Here is a 14,709-nt window from a genome sequence, read left to right as displayed (position 1 = left end):
AAAGTGTATTTGTTTGTAGCACAAAACACTCTATTTTTTTCTATTTTCTCATTAATCAAGCGTTAAATATAAGTTATGAAATACTTAATTCGTGTTTTGCAGACTTCTAATTTTCTGCTCCCATTTCCATGCACTTGCCAAACTCTCTTCTAAACTTGATTGGGCTTTCCATCCTAGAATGTTATTTGCTTTATCTGTGTTGGCATATGCTTCTGTGATATCGCCTTCTCTTCTACCTACAATTTTATAGTTTAATTTTTGATTTGATACTTTCTCAAAAGTAGTGATCACCTCTAAAACAGAACTTCCTGTTCCTGTTCCGAGATTGAATGTTTCCACTCTTTCCACATTTTTCTTATCTAACAAACGTTTTAATGCGACAACATGGGCTTTGGCTAAATCTACCACATGAATATAATCGCGAATGGCTGTACCATCTGGAGTGGGATAGTCATCTCCATAAACAGACAATTGTTCTCTAAGACCAATGGCAGTTTGTGTTATATATGGAATTAGATTTTGAGGAATTCCTAATGGCAATTCTCCAATTTCTGCCGAAGGATGTGCTCCAATTGGGTTAAAATAACGTAATAAAATAGCATTTAAGTTCGTGACTTTAGCAACATCAGTAATAATTTCTTCTCCAATTTGTTTTGTGTTACCATAAGGAGACATGGCTATTTGCACAGAAGCATTCTCTGTAATAGGCATTTTTTCAGCTTGCCCATAAACAGTGCACGAAGAACTAAAAATGAAATTAGCATTTGGCAATTCTTTCAATTCTTGAAGAATATATACCAATGCATTGATATTGTTTTCATAATACAGTAGCGGATTTTCTACACTTTCACCAACCGCCTTAGAGGCAGCAAAATGAATTACTCCTTGAACATCATTATGTTTTTTAAAGAAGTTTTGAACTGCAGATTTATCACGCAAATCTATTTTTTCGAAAACTACCTTTTTACCTGTAATATTAAATATTCCCTCTAAAACATTTTCTGATGAATTTGACAAGTTGTCAATCGCCACTACTTCAAAACCTTCATTTTGTAATTCAACAACTGTGTGTGAACCTATAAAACCTAAACCTCCTGTTACTACTATTTTCATTTTTTTATAGAAATAGAAAACAAAACAAAGAGAATAGATTATAGCACTTTAATGCTACTCTGCTCTGTTTCTTCTGCTCTCTCGATTAAACAAATTCTAATATTGTATCTGTTATAAATTTAATTTGATCATCATCTAACTCTGTATGCATTGGTAAAGCTATTACTTCTTTACATAACTGATTGGTTATTGGAAAATCCTCTTCTTTGTACCTTACATCGGCATAGGCTTTTTGGCTATGCAATGGAATTGGATAATAAATTGCACAAGGAATTTCTTTACTTTGTAAATGTGCTAACAAACCATCTCTTTTTCCATTAGTAATTCGCATTACATATTGATGGAACACATGGTCGTCTCCATTCCAATCAAACTGAGGTACAATTATATTTTCGTTAACCGAAAGTAGCTCATTATATTTCTTTGCAGCGGTTCTTCTTGCCACATTATAAGCATCTAAATGAGGTAATTTCGCTTTCAAAACCCCTGCTTGAATACTGTCTAAACGAGAATTTACGCCCACCACATCATGATGGTATCTTTCATACATTCCGTGATTCACAATTCCTCTTAAAGTATGTGCTAAAGCATCGTCATTAGTAAAAATTGCTCCACCATCTCCATAACATCCTAAATTTTTAGAAGGGAAAAATGAGGTAGCTCCAACATGGCCAATGGTTCCTACTTTTGATTTTTTGCCCTCTTTAGAAGTATAATTTGCTCCAATGGCTTGAGCATTATCTTCAATTACATACAGGTTATGCTCGTTAGCAATTTCCATGATTGCATCCATGTTAGCTGCACGACCGAATAAATGAACTGGAACTATGGCTTTTGTTCTAGGCGTTATTGCTTTTTTAATAGCTTCAAGAGAAATATTCATATTATCTTCTTCCACATCTACTAAAACTGGAGTTAATTGCAATAAAGCAATCACTTCTACTGTAGCTGCAAAAGTAAAATCGGCAGTAATTACTTCATCACCAGGTTTCAAATCCAATCCCATCATTGCAATTTGCAAAGCATCTGTTCCATTTGCACATGGGATTACATGTTTTACCCCTAAATATTTTTCTAAATCTGCTTGAAATTGATGAACTAAGGGTCCGTTAATGTAGGTATTTGTATCTAATACTTCTTGAATTGAAGCATTAACTTCTTCTTTTATTTTTTCATATTGACTTTTAAGGTCAACCATTTGTAATTTTTTCATTGAAATAAATTTGGTAAAACAAAAGTAACAATTAATTACGATTAGAGATAAATCGTTTCTGCTTTTTTGATTTTCATCTTCTTACCTTATATCTCATAGATCTATATGTATTTTAATTGCAATAGGAAGAAAAAGCAATAGCTATTTATAAAATAAAATACTTAATTTTGAAAATTGTTTTGGATTTAAAAACTTATGAAGAGTTGACAACTTTTAAAAAGTTGACAACTCTAGAAAAACAAAAAGTATATCTAAAAATAAATGGCAAAAAAAGAACATTATTTTACTCAGTTTGAAGAGGAACGTATCTATCATATTTATAATAGAACGATAGATAAAAAACCAATGTTTAAATCTGCTGAAAATTATGCTTTCTCCATTCGTCAATTTGATAAATATCTGTCAGATTATATCAACGTTTATACCTATAATCTAATAGGAAATCATTTTCATTTCATGATTCAAATCAAAAATTTAAGTGATTTGACAAATAAAATAGTCAAAACAGATTTGACAACTTTTGAAAACTTGTCAAATCTAAACAATAACAATAACACCAAAATAAATGCTTTTTTTATACAACATAACAATACTTATTGCTTCTCAACTCTTAAAACTAATAGTTCTATTTAGTCCTAAAATAAAACTTTTTGTAGAAGGACGAAAAAATGTATTTTCAACTTTAAAAGAAAAAATAAACCCTACAGACAAAACCATTTGGTTTCATGCTGCTTCATTAGGTGAATATGAGCAAGGATTACCCGTTATAGAAAACATAAAATCGCACTACCCCAGCCATAAAATAATCGTTACTTTCTTCTCTCCTTCTGGTTATGAGGTTAGAAAAAACAATACTGTGGCAGACGTAACACTTTATTTACCTTTAGACACCAAATCTAACGCTCAAAAATTCATTGAGCAAGCTCGTCCAGAAATGGTTTTTTTTATCAAATATGAATTTTGGCCAAATTATTTGAATGAATTAAAAAAACAAGGTATTAAAACCTATTTAATTTCTGGAATTTTTAGAGAAAAACAAGCCTTCTTTAAATGGTATGGTGGTTTTTATAGAAATGCATTGAAAACTTTCGATTACTTTTTTGTACAGAATGAGAAATCGAAAAAATTAATTCAATCTATTGGTTTTTCTAATGTGAAGATATCTGGTGATACTCGTTTTGATAGAGTGGTTGCTATTTTAGAAAGAGACAATTCCTTAGATTTTATAGATTCCTTCGTCACAGTTGGAATGAGAAAAATGAAAACTATTGTTATTGGTAGCTCTTGGCCTAAAGATGAAAAAATATTGATCGATTTTATTAATCAATCTACCAATGACACAAAGTTCATTATTGCACCTCATAATATTAAAGAGGAACAAATTGCAATGCTTACATCTCAAATAATAAAGCCAACGGTTTTATATACAGAAAAAGAGAATAAAAACTTATCTGATTATTCTGTTTTTATTATTAATACCATTGGAATTCTTACCAAAATTTACTCCTATGGAGACATTGCCTATGTTGGTGGTGGTTTTGGGAATCCTGGTGTGCATAACATTTTAGAACCTGCTACTTTTGGTTTACCCATTGTTATTGGACCAAATTATTCTCATTTTGCAGAAGCAATTGCCTTAGTAAACATGGACGGATGCATTTCGATTTCGAATTATACGGAATTAAAGAATGCTTTTGATTTATTACTCCAAAACGAAGATGAACGCTATGAAAAAGGTCACATTTGTAGTACATTCGTTCAAATGAATAAAGGTGCTACCAACATTATTTTAAAACACATTTCATAAAATCTACTATTAAATTGATTACTTTTTCTGCTTTACAAACACATCAAATTGACATCATTACAGCGATGATGAAAGATTTCTATGCTATTGACAATTACCCTATTGATGTTGCAACTTCTAAAAGATTATTTCAAGAATTTATTACCAATGAGAATCTTGGTAAAGCATGGTTAATATATAATGATAATGAAGTTGTTGGATATTTAATTTTAACTTTTGTATTTAGCTTCGAATATAAAGGAAAAATTGTTTTTTTAGATGAATTGTATATTAATGCTTCGCAACGAGGAAAAGGAATTGGTAAAAAAGCAATTCAATTTATTAAAGAACAAGCTACTATTTATAACTATAAAATAATTTATCTTGAAGTAGAAAATCATAATGAGAACGCTCAAAAATTATATCTTTCTAATGGTTTTGAAACTCATAATAGAAAAATATTAAAACACCATATTCCTTGTTAAAATAAGTTAAACTATATATTTGACTCACCTTAGAAACTTTACAGAATTAAAAAAAAATGTAAATTGCACGCCTAATAAACTTTTATTACTATGAAATTTTTAAGATTACTATTATTACTCTTCATTTCCCCTATTTTCGCCCAACAAGGAGGAATGTGGATTCCTTCCTTATTAAAAGGAATGAATGAAAGCGAAATGAAAGCCTTAGGCATGAAAATGAAAGCTGAAGATATTTACAACGTAAATAAATCGAGCTTGAAAGATGCAATTGTTCATTTTGATGGAGGTTGTACTTCCGAAATAATATCCCAAAAAGGTTTGATGCTTACTAATCATCATTGCGGTTATGATGCCATTCAAAGTCATTCGACTGTTGAAAATGATTATCTTCAAGATGGTTTTTGGGCGAAAGACTTAAATGAGGAATTACCAAACCCAGGAATGATTGCCTCTTTAATTATTAGCATTAACGATGTTACTGACAAAGTACTAGAAGGCACACAAGAATTGACTTCTGAAATAGAAAAACAAAAAAAAATTCAGGAGAACATCAATTTGGTTCAAAAAAACTTTCCTAAAGAGAACTGGCAAGAAAACAGAATAAAAGTTTTTTATGAAGGCAATCAGTTCATACTTTTTGTTACCGAAACATTCAAAGACATAAGACTTGTTGGAACACCCCCAAGTTCTATTGGAAAATTCGGGTCTGATACAGACAACTGGATTTGGCCAAGACATACTGGTGATTTTTCTCTTTTTAGAATTTATGCAAATAAAGACAATAAGCCCGCAGAATATTCTAAAGACAATGTTCCATATACTCCAAAACACTTTTTACCTATCTCTCTAGATGGAATTAGTGAGGATGATTTTACACTTGTTTTTGGATTTCCAGGAAGAACTCAGGAATATTTACCATCATTTGCTGTAGCGCAAATAGTAAACACTTTAAACCCTGCTAAAATTGAAATTAGAGACGCTGCATTAAAAGTGCAAGACGGTTTCATGAGAAAAGACAAGGCAATAAAAATTCAATATGCCTCTAAATATGCTCGAATTGCAAATTATTGGAAAAAATGGATTGGAGAAAAACAAGGTTTGGAAAAATCGAATGCCATTCAAATTAAACAAAACTTTGAAAAAGAATTCCAAAACAAAGTTATTAGCCAAGGAAGAACTGCTCCTTATGACAGTCTTTTAAAAGGATTTAAAAACAATTATGATGAAATTGCAGAATATGCCTTAGCAAGAGATTATTTTTTTGAAGTTGTTCTTAGAAACACTGAACTTTTAAGTTTTGGTTTTAAACTCTATCAATTAGAACAATCGCTTTCTAAAGGAGAACAGTCTTTTGATGACAGAAAAAACAGCCTTATTAAAGATTTTGAAGAGTCTTACAAGAACTTTAATGCAGAAGTTGATGAAAAAGTTTTTGAACAATTAATTGCGCTTTATGGAAATAAATCTCCTTTTGCTCCAGAAATCTTAAAAAAAGAAAGCTACAGTAAGTTAACCAGTGATATTTATAAAAAATCGAAACTAACTTCTTATAATGGCTTAAAAGATCTTTTGAATGGAGATGCAAAAACGGTCATCAAAAATTTAAATAAAGACAACGGCTATGAATTAGTTAAAATTTTATCTGACAATTACTTTTCTAAAATTTCTCCAAGATACGAAGAATTAAACCTTCAAATTGCAGCATTGCAAAGAGACTATATGAAAGCACAATTAGAATTATTTCCTGATGCACGCTTTTTTCCAGACGCTAACAGTACTTTAAGAGTTACCTATGGTAAAGTGAAAGGTTATAGCCCTACAGATGCTGTTTACTATGAACCCGTAACTCATTTAGAAGGAATCATGGAAAAATATATTCCTAATGATTATGAATTTGATGTTCCTGCAAAATTAATTGAGTTATACAAGACAAAAAATTATGGACAATATGCAGATAATGGAAAAATGCCAGTATGTTTTATAGGGACAAATCACACTACAGGTGGAAATTCTGGAAGTCCGGCCATTGATGCAAATGGAAATTTAATTGGTTTAAATTTCGATAGAGTTTGGGAAGGAACCATGAGCGATATTCATTATGATCCTGAAATTTGCAGAAACATCATGGTTGACATTCGTTATGTTTTATTCATTGTAGATAAGTATGCCAATGCACAAAATCTTATTAAAGAAATGAAATTGGTTCACCCTAAGAATGGCAACAAGAAAACTAAAAAAAGAAAATAGATAATCAGTCGATAATTTGGCACGCAATTTGCTGATTACTAACAGAAAAGCAAGGCGAAAAAAAAACAAAAAAAAAGTAAAAAAAAGTTTTGTCGAATCGTTTTTTTTATATCTTTGCTTCGAATTAATAATTAACCTTTTTATAATTTAGTAAGATGAAAAAAGTTGTTTTAAGTTTTGCATTAGTTGCAATGATGTTCGTTTCTTGTAAAGAAACTGAAGCTACTCCAGAAGTTGTTGAAGAAACTGCAGTTGAGGCTGTTGAGGCTACTCCAGAAGTAGTTGAAGAAGTTGCTACAGAAGTAGTTGATTCTGCTGCTGCAAAAACTGAAGAAGTTGTTGAAGAAGTTAAGAAATAATTTCTAGCTAACGCAAACTCAAAAAATTGAGCTCCAACTAAGTTGGAGCTTTTTTTATACTTTATAATTTCAGAAAAAAACTAATTAGGCAAATTCAGAAGTAACAAGATTTTTTGAAAAATACTTTAAATAAAAACCTCAATTCATATTAATATAATTGAGGTTTTTTATTTTGTAGTAAAAATTATATGTTTTTATGATTTTTAAATTTGATATTTCTCAACAAGACGCACTTTTCCTATAAAGTATTTTTTTGAATACTTTACGCTGCTAGTTGTGTTTGATTTTTGTAAATTCTTCTTCCTATTTCTTTAGCATTAGCTGTATGTATTCCGAAAAAAATCCAAAGCATTTCACTTTTCTTGGTTCTAGCTTTTATCTTTCGTAAATTATAGTGCTCTTTTTCTTTGCCAAAACTACCTTCTAATCGAGTAGCTCTTTCTTTTTTAATTTCTGAGGCTAGCTTCTTTCTATGCTCTTCGTGTTTTCCAGCTTTTCCTTTTCTAACAAAGTCTGTTTGTATGTTATTTGTGGACGAAAAAGTTCTGTTTTTATTTGTGGCATAAATAGCATCAGCTCCAGTAATTCTTACTTTAGTTTTAGTTAGATTTTGTGCGCAAAATATACTGTTTTGAAATCGAGTTCCTTCGTTAAAGGCACGGTATTCTATATGTTCTATAAAATTGATTCCATCAATTTGAATTTTATTTACTTTTGCTCCAAATTCTACTTGTTTTACTTCTTTACCACGCACAATTGGGCGAATATAACTTTTATTTATGCTAACAATTCTATCGGGAACGCTTTTTCCTGTTGCAAAAATTTTTGATTGTTGTTGGTAAATAAGACGGATTATTCTGCGTTGTTTGCTGTATTTTGTGGTTGGCTCAAAGGAATATTGATTTTCAATTTTACTCAATTCTCCATTAAGTTTATATAATAATTTCAGAAGACCACGAGTCATTTTTGTTCGTTGCTTTGCTGTTTTTTTTCTTTTTCTAGAATACTCATTGTAGCGTTTACACCAATCAATATATTTGGTTCTTGGAAGTTTTATTTTTAAAATTCCACATAATGATTTCATTTGATTGTAATTCCACACAATACATTCCCAAAGTAGTTTCTCATTGGTAGGAAAACGCAACTCACTCTCATAACAAGTGGCATCTATCAAGACTTTGTCTAAATCATTCATATAAGGTAGCCAGCTTTTAGCTAATGTTTCTTGAACTTTTCGAACATCTAATTTTTTGGCTAATTCCATTCTTATTTGGCTAACTATTTTAAAATTTGTAAGCGGGGAATCTAGAGGTAATACAATATCACAAAAGTATTGCATGTAAACATTTCCGTTTAACAACTCGATTAGTTTAGCATCAGAACAACCATAATAGTTTTTTAGCATCATCAAGGCAATCTTACCTTTAGTACTAAAAATGCAATCTGGACCTTTTTTGCACGCTTTCAATTTAAAACTTTGAGAAAGTTCTGAAAAAGGTGTAGCTAGATGAATTTTACCTAAATCAGACTTTAGAAATTGCTCATAAAAAACATTAAAATCTTCATTGATAATATTTAAAGGCAATTTGTGCTGAAATTCACTTATTCGTATTATTTTTGACATACATATTTAAAAGAAAACCCCGTTTTTGACTCTTTTTGAGCATTCTCGGGGTTTATTTCTTCTAAAATACAAATTAAATAACTGATAAGCAAGTATTTATTTAATTGTGAATGTGCCTAATTAACTCCTCCTTCTTCCCCTTCAAAAACATCCGCAAAAATATCGTCTCCTTTAGAAAAATCTAAAATCTCTGCGCTTGCCCCATATTTTTCAATTTCATTAATCCCTTTTTGCAACATTAGCTGAGTAGAATACTTCCTACTTATCGCCACTTGCCTATCTTCAAAAATAATTCTAAAAAAGAATTTCCCGTTTCCAGAACGAAATCGCATATAAACTAAATTTTCTAGATTCTCTTTCAATCGCTCTATCTCTTCTTCACATTCAAATCGGAGTTCAAAACTATTGCTTGTAAAAATAGTTTTTCCTTTTCTAGATGTCAATTCATACTTATAAAGACCGTTTAATCTTTTACTTATCACAAATGTAGCCATGTTCAATATTCATTAATTGCAGTATTGCAAAATAAGAGTATTATGAACACATTTCAATAAAAAAACGCAAGAAGTTATTAATAGTTGCAAGATTTTCTCACATGAGCTTGAAAGCTAATTATATAATTTCAAAAAAATATTTTAGTCTTAAACAAAAGAAAAAAATCACATTTATTTGAAATTAAATAAACCAACCTGCTGTTTTCTCATTCTAAACTTGGAAAAACTTATAGCATCTTTAAACTGAAGATAAATGTTATTTTCTTTTACATATTTAAAAGTAACACCCGGTTTTTTACCAAATGAGTGACCTGGATAAATCAAAGTATGATCTGAACAAGATTGTAAAATTCTATTTAGACTTTCATATAATTCATTTACATTTGACCCATCAGACTTACATTCTCCACATCCTTCAATAAATAATGTATCACCAGTTAATAAATGTCCATTAATATAAAAACAACTACTCCCTTTTGTATGTCCTGGTGTAATCCAAGTTTCAACTAATAAACTTCCTAAATAAATTTTTTGGTTGTCTTTAAAAGTTTGCAAATTATCATGATAAAAATTGTAATAATATGCCTCGTTCTTACTAATCCACATAGGAATATTATACAGATTACTAAAATCTAATGCCAAATCAACATGATCATGATGTGCATGAGTAAGCAAAACGCCTTTTAGAATTAAATCGTTCTGTACTATCAGTTCTTTTATTTTTTTTAAATCCCAAGCTGGATCTACTAAACAACAATATTTCGTAATTATATCTACAATTAAATAGCAATAATTAATCATGCCTGAATTATTAGTTACCCTAATTGTAATGATTTTTACTTGTTCAGCCATATAAACCTCTTGAATGTACATATTTAATTTATGCGATTTAAAAAATTATGAATAAGTTTTTTATGATTTAATACACTGTATTTTGGTTTCTCCAATGATTCTGAACAAATAGACAAGCAATAGCCCGATAATCCTTCTAGAAAATCAAACCGAGGAGAATCATTATTTTCGGAACGAATTAAAGAAGGAGGTTCTTTTGTATAATCAATGGCAAAGGAATCTAATTTCTCGTAAAATCCTTTACCTAAAAATTTTATATAACTTTCTTTCAATGTCCATAGTTTACAAAAACTTAAATTCTTATCCGCTTCACTATATAATAAATGTACTTCCTCTGTTGCAAAAAAACTTTCTGCAATTTCCAAATCAAAATTTCGAATTCGTTCAACATCTACTCCTATAGACTGATTTGAGAATGCCACTACAATCCATTCTGAGGAATGAGATACGTTATACTGAAAATCTACATCGAGACTTTTTAAAAATGGCCTCCCAAATTCATTTATATCAAATATCAGTTCTTCATTTTTCGCTAGGAATTCATTCATAATAGTTTCCCTAATGATGATTTCTGCTATTAAACCTCTCATTCTATCTTTCATATCTCGGAAACGCAATAAACGATTCTTTTTATCTTCTGAAATGTGCTCTAAAATGAGTTTTTCCTTTTCCAAATCCCATTCATAAGAATTTGGAAGAGGAACTAATATTATTTCTTTCAAACTACGCTTTTTAATTGTTCTGAGATTTGTTTTATACGTTCCTCTAATAACCGAGTAGTTTCATCCATTAGAAATATAGCTATTTCAGCAACATAACGCTGTTTCCAGTCCTCGAAACGAGTTCCTTTTACCCACTGATTAAAAGCTCCTAATGCAGGACCGCACCAAACTTGAAAATCTACAATATTTTCTTTATCTCCTTCTAATGCTAATTTACTAGATCTAGAAAAATACCATTTAAAAATAGAAGCCATCTTTTGTTTTTCGCTTTTTACTTCAAAATCAAGTTTATACTTGGTGTGATAAATTTTGACTTCCTCATATACCTCTTGTAAACTTTTTTTAAAATATTTTTCTTCCAACAGATTTTTAGTTTTTTCATCTAATTCATCTATAGAATTATACCTTCTATATAGTTCATATAGTTTATTTGCTCTTGCGGGAAAAAACACTCCTTTTTTTAGCACTTGCACTTTTGAACCTAACTCAAACATATCTCCTGCTGGAGAATATCCTGTATCCTGAACATTGATTGTTGCTAATAATTCTTTTACTGCCTCACTTGTTCCTGCTTCTACCGTGCATTGATTTATGGATCCCGTTAATATAAAATCCGCACCAAGCATAAAAGCAGCTGCTGCCGATTCAGGAGTTCCTATTCCTCCACCTAAACCTATCCTTATATATTCTGGATACCTAACTTCACTTTCTAATTCATCTCTTAATTCTTTGATAGCTGGAAAAACAGTAAAGACAGATCTTTGATCTGTATGCCCTCCAGAATCTGCTTCAACACAAATATCATCTGCCAGTGAAACAAACTGGCTAAGGTATGCCTGCTGACTTGTTATTAATTCTTCATCTAATAATTGATTTACTAAATTTTTTGGAGGCGGCAATAAAAACTGTTTTGCTATTTCTGGTCTGCTTATTTTTGCAATAATCTTATTTTCACAAATAACATCCCCGTTCTCCTTTTCTTTTAGTCCTTTTAAGCGAAATAATACTAATGCTTTTGATGCCTGAATATAGGCTGACACCTCAATTACACGAATTTCATAATCGAGATACATTTGAATTGTTTGGTACTCTAATGGATTGTGCACTAAATTCATACCATAAGGATATTTTTCTCCTAATTCATTTTTCAAGAATAAAATCGTTTTTTCTACCGTTGAAAGTGGCAATCCTCCAGTTCCAAAAAAGGATAAGAATCCAGATTTCCCCATAGCAACAACCAACTCTTTCGATGCTATTCCATATGCCATGCCACCAGTTATACAAGCATATTTAACATTATAATCTTTTTTAAAAGATTCATTTCCTAACTGTTGTCCTTTTGTTGAGTTTTCACTAAGTTGTTTGGTCGTATAATTCGCTTCTTCTTTATCTTCTACAATAACTAAAGGAGGAGCTTCTAATTTAATTTTAGCAACTAAACCTGTCAATACATTCCCTGGGCCTGACTCATAAAAGTCTGTAACTCCCATTGCTATCATGTATTGAATTGTATCGTTCCATAATACAGGTTTCGTTATTTGATCTTTTAAAAAATCTTGTATATTTTCTTCATATATTCTTGCTGTGGTATTTGCTATAACTTGTGTTTTTGGTTTTTTAAAAGAAAATTGTTTCAAATACTTTTCAAAACTATTCGCTGCATCTTGCATTAAAAATGAATGAAAAGCACCACTTACATTTAAAAGAATGTATGCTCTGCAGCTTGAAATTTCTTCAAAAAGGGATTGTGCTCGAATAATTTCTTCTTTTACTCCTGAAACAACTATTTGTGAAGGGGTATTATAATTAGCTATAGTTATCTGATTTTCTAAACCATTTTCAATAAGAATCTTTTCTATTTCTTTTTTTTGAAGTCCTAAAATGGCTGCCATTCCTCCATTTTTAGCTTGACTCATAAGTCTCCCTCTTTCTTGAACTAATTTTAGACCTGTTTCAAAATCAAATACCTCAGCTGCAAACAATGCTGTATATTCCCCTAAACTATGACCTGCAACAAAATTTGGAATATTCCCTATTTTTTTTTCATTCAAATATTCTAAAGCACTAACCACATAAATAGCTGGTTGTGTATATTGAGTTTCCTGTAGAAGTTCTAATGGATCATTTATACATAGATCTTGAATCGAATATCCTAAAATATTATCAGCTAGAGCTACTTTTTCTGGAAAAAGATCAAAAAGATCCTTTCCCATTCCTTTATGTTGTGATCCTTGACCAGGAAATAAAAATGCTTTTTTCATTTATTTAAGTTTTATTAATTATAACATCGGTTAATTAACATATACAGTGCATGCAAAATCTAAATACTCAAAATAACAGTAATAATTCTAATTTATTAACGAGGTTCTATTTCAATTTCCAAGCCTTTTGGTCTAAGTAAAAAATCGAAATATTCTTTTATTTCATGATCTTCGTCTTTAGGAGGGAGTATTTTAAAATTCTTTACCATCATTGAGGCAATTAAAACCATTTCAATTAATGCTAAAGATTTCCCAATACAAAGCCTTGGACCATAACCAAAAGCAAGATTTAAGTTAGAATTAGGTTTGAGAGTGTATTCTCCATTTACAACATCCAACCATCTTTCTGGATCAAAATCATTATGATGTTTTATTTCATAACGTTTCATATCGGATATTCTATTCATTACAACCACAATTGTTTTCTCTGGAATCATAATATCATTTACTATCGTGTCTTCATTTGCCTCAAGTATTACAAAGGGTGTAGGAGATTTAAGTACCAAAGTTTCTTGTATTACTGCTCTTAGATATGGAAATGCATTCAAAATATGATTTTTATCTCTAGGTAAATTTTCATTCTTCAAAACTGAAACTGCTTCTTGATGTAATTTTTCCTGAATCTCTTGATGACGGGACAAATAATAGAACATCCATGTAAGAGCATTTGCAGAAGTGTCTTCTCCTCCTAACATTAACAATAATAAATTATTAGTTATTTCTTTATCTGATAATTTTCGTTTTGACCCTTCTTCATCTCTAGCAATAATCATAGTTTCCATTAATCCTTTAGCTTGAGAAAAATCAGTTATATTTTCAAGTTTTTTTCTTGCTTTTGCTATTAAATCATTAATCTCGCCCTCAATCTTTTTCATAGCCATATCTAATTTATAATCTTGAGGAAATTTTATGAGCTTCCAATATGGCACTGGAGTATTAAGACGTCTATAAATCGCAGAAAAAACAATATCGATACTAGAATGAAAAGTGTCGTCTTTTTTTTCTATAGTATTCAAATCTTCATTAAAGAGATGAATACTAGTAATATCTACAGAGTATCTTTTTAAATCAGCAGTTATGTCAAAAGTTTTTTCCTTTATGCATTTATCTTTCCAATAACGCATCAATCGTTCAGTTATGTCGCTAAATTCAGGAAAAAACAATTCTAAAGAGCGATTATTAAATGCTGGAGCTAAAGCAGTCCTTAAAAGTCGCCATTCTGCTCCTTCCGCTGTTACAATTCCATGTATGCCCATTTCATTAAATATCTCTCTTACTTTACTGAACCTCCTAAAAGCTCCTGGTCTATTACGCATAATCTCCTTTACAGATTCGGCCTCGTTAAAAACTACTACTGGTCTTGAAAAAAATTTCCAAAAATAGGGTTCTCCAAATTCCCTACTCCAATCTTCTAATACATTATTAAACTCTTTAGGCGGTGTTTTGTGAGCATTTCCGAATAGAGGAATAGCTTTTGGGCTTGGTAAATCTTCTAATGTTCTTATTTTTTCTTGAACATTTTCTATTTCTTGCAATTTCATTTCTCTTTCTTT

13 protein-coding genes are annotated in these 14,709 nt (G+C 30.5%); 5 read left to right on the top strand and 8 right to left on the bottom strand.

What is annotated here, in order from left to right:
* Positions 1–84: 84 nt before the first annotated feature.
* Both galE and ACZ49Z_RS09845 read right to left on the bottom strand, forming a co-directional pair.
* Positions 85–1,113 carry a UDP-glucose 4-epimerase GalE gene (gene galE / locus ACZ49Z_RS09850; RefSeq protein WP_464307996.1) on the bottom strand — a complete coding sequence of 343 codons (1,029 nt, stop codon included), beginning with the start codon at positions 1,111–1,113 and terminating at the stop codon, positions 85–87.
* Between the two features lie 85 nt (positions 1,114–1,198).
* Entirely contained in the window at positions 1,199–2,326 is a 1,128-nt protein-coding gene (locus ACZ49Z_RS09845; RefSeq protein WP_464307995.1) for a DegT/DnrJ/EryC1/StrS family aminotransferase, read from the bottom strand.
* Positions 2,327–2,587: 261 nt separating this feature from the next.
* Between ACZ49Z_RS09845 and ACZ49Z_RS09840 the strand changes: the two genes are divergently transcribed.
* The 5 genes from ACZ49Z_RS09840 (at position 2,588) to ACZ49Z_RS09820 (ending at position 7,203) form a co-directional block, all read left to right on the top strand.
* Positions 2,588–2,959: a transposase gene (locus tag ACZ49Z_RS09840; RefSeq protein WP_464307994.1), complete on the top strand. Its 372-nt coding sequence runs from the start codon at positions 2,588–2,590 to the stop codon at positions 2,957–2,959.
* Positions 2,892–4,133 carry a 3-deoxy-D-manno-octulosonic acid transferase gene (locus ACZ49Z_RS09835; RefSeq protein WP_464307993.1) on the top strand — a complete coding sequence of 414 codons (1,242 nt, stop codon included), beginning with the start codon at positions 2,892–2,894 and terminating at the stop codon, positions 4,131–4,133. The genes ACZ49Z_RS09840 and ACZ49Z_RS09835 overlap by 68 nt, the downstream gene beginning before the upstream one ends.
* A 14-nt stretch (positions 4,134–4,147) precedes the next feature.
* Positions 4,148–4,597: a GNAT family N-acetyltransferase gene (locus ACZ49Z_RS09830; protein WP_464307992.1), complete on the top strand. Its 450-nt coding sequence runs from the start codon at positions 4,148–4,150 to the stop codon at positions 4,595–4,597.
* 90 nt (positions 4,598–4,687) lie between these two features.
* Positions 4,688–6,844 (top strand): S46 family peptidase, encoded by a 2,157-nt coding sequence (locus ACZ49Z_RS09825; RefSeq protein WP_464307991.1) that lies wholly within the window; start codon positions 4,688–4,690, stop codon positions 6,842–6,844.
* A gap of 155 nt (positions 6,845–6,999) precedes the next feature.
* On the top strand, positions 7,000–7,203 hold the full coding sequence (locus tag ACZ49Z_RS09820; RefSeq protein ID WP_464307990.1) for a hypothetical protein: 204 nt from the start codon (positions 7,000–7,002) through the stop codon (positions 7,201–7,203).
* 262 nt (positions 7,204–7,465) lie between these two features.
* Here ACZ49Z_RS09820 and ACZ49Z_RS09815 read toward each other — a convergent pair whose 3' ends face one another.
* The 6 genes from ACZ49Z_RS09815 to ACZ49Z_RS09790 form a co-directional block, all read right to left on the bottom strand.
* On the bottom strand, positions 7,466–8,827 hold the full coding sequence (locus ACZ49Z_RS09815) for a transposase family protein (RefSeq protein ID WP_464304430.1): 1,362 nt from the start codon (positions 8,825–8,827) through the stop codon (positions 7,466–7,468).
* A gap of 116 nt (positions 8,828–8,943) precedes the next feature.
* Positions 8,944–9,321, bottom strand: coding sequence for a YegP family protein (locus ACZ49Z_RS09810; RefSeq protein WP_464307989.1), 378 nt, complete (start codon positions 9,319–9,321; stop codon positions 8,944–8,946).
* Positions 9,322–9,492: 171 nt separating this feature from the next.
* Positions 9,493–10,173, bottom strand: a complete 681-nt coding sequence (locus tag ACZ49Z_RS09805; RefSeq protein ID WP_464307988.1) for an MBL fold metallo-hydrolase — start codon at positions 10,171–10,173, stop codon at positions 9,493–9,495.
* A 23-nt stretch (positions 10,174–10,196) separates the two neighbouring features.
* On the bottom strand, positions 10,197–10,895 hold the full coding sequence (locus tag ACZ49Z_RS09800; protein WP_464307987.1) for a 4'-phosphopantetheinyl transferase family protein: 699 nt from the start codon (positions 10,893–10,895) through the stop codon (positions 10,197–10,199).
* Entirely contained in the window at positions 10,892–13,156 is a 2,265-nt protein-coding gene (fabD, locus tag ACZ49Z_RS09795) for an ACP S-malonyltransferase (RefSeq protein ID WP_464307986.1), read from the bottom strand. The genes ACZ49Z_RS09800 and fabD overlap by 4 nt, the downstream gene beginning before the upstream one ends.
* A gap of 95 nt (positions 13,157–13,251) precedes the next feature.
* Positions 13,252–14,697 (bottom strand): cytochrome P450, encoded by a 1,446-nt coding sequence (locus ACZ49Z_RS09790; protein WP_464307985.1) that lies wholly within the window; start codon positions 14,695–14,697, stop codon positions 13,252–13,254.
* Between the last annotated feature and the right edge of the window lie 12 nt (positions 14,698–14,709).

This window comes from Flavobacterium sp. KY-23415, from assembly GCF_055384985.1.
This window is presented reverse-complemented; position numbering and strand designations above follow the sequence as displayed.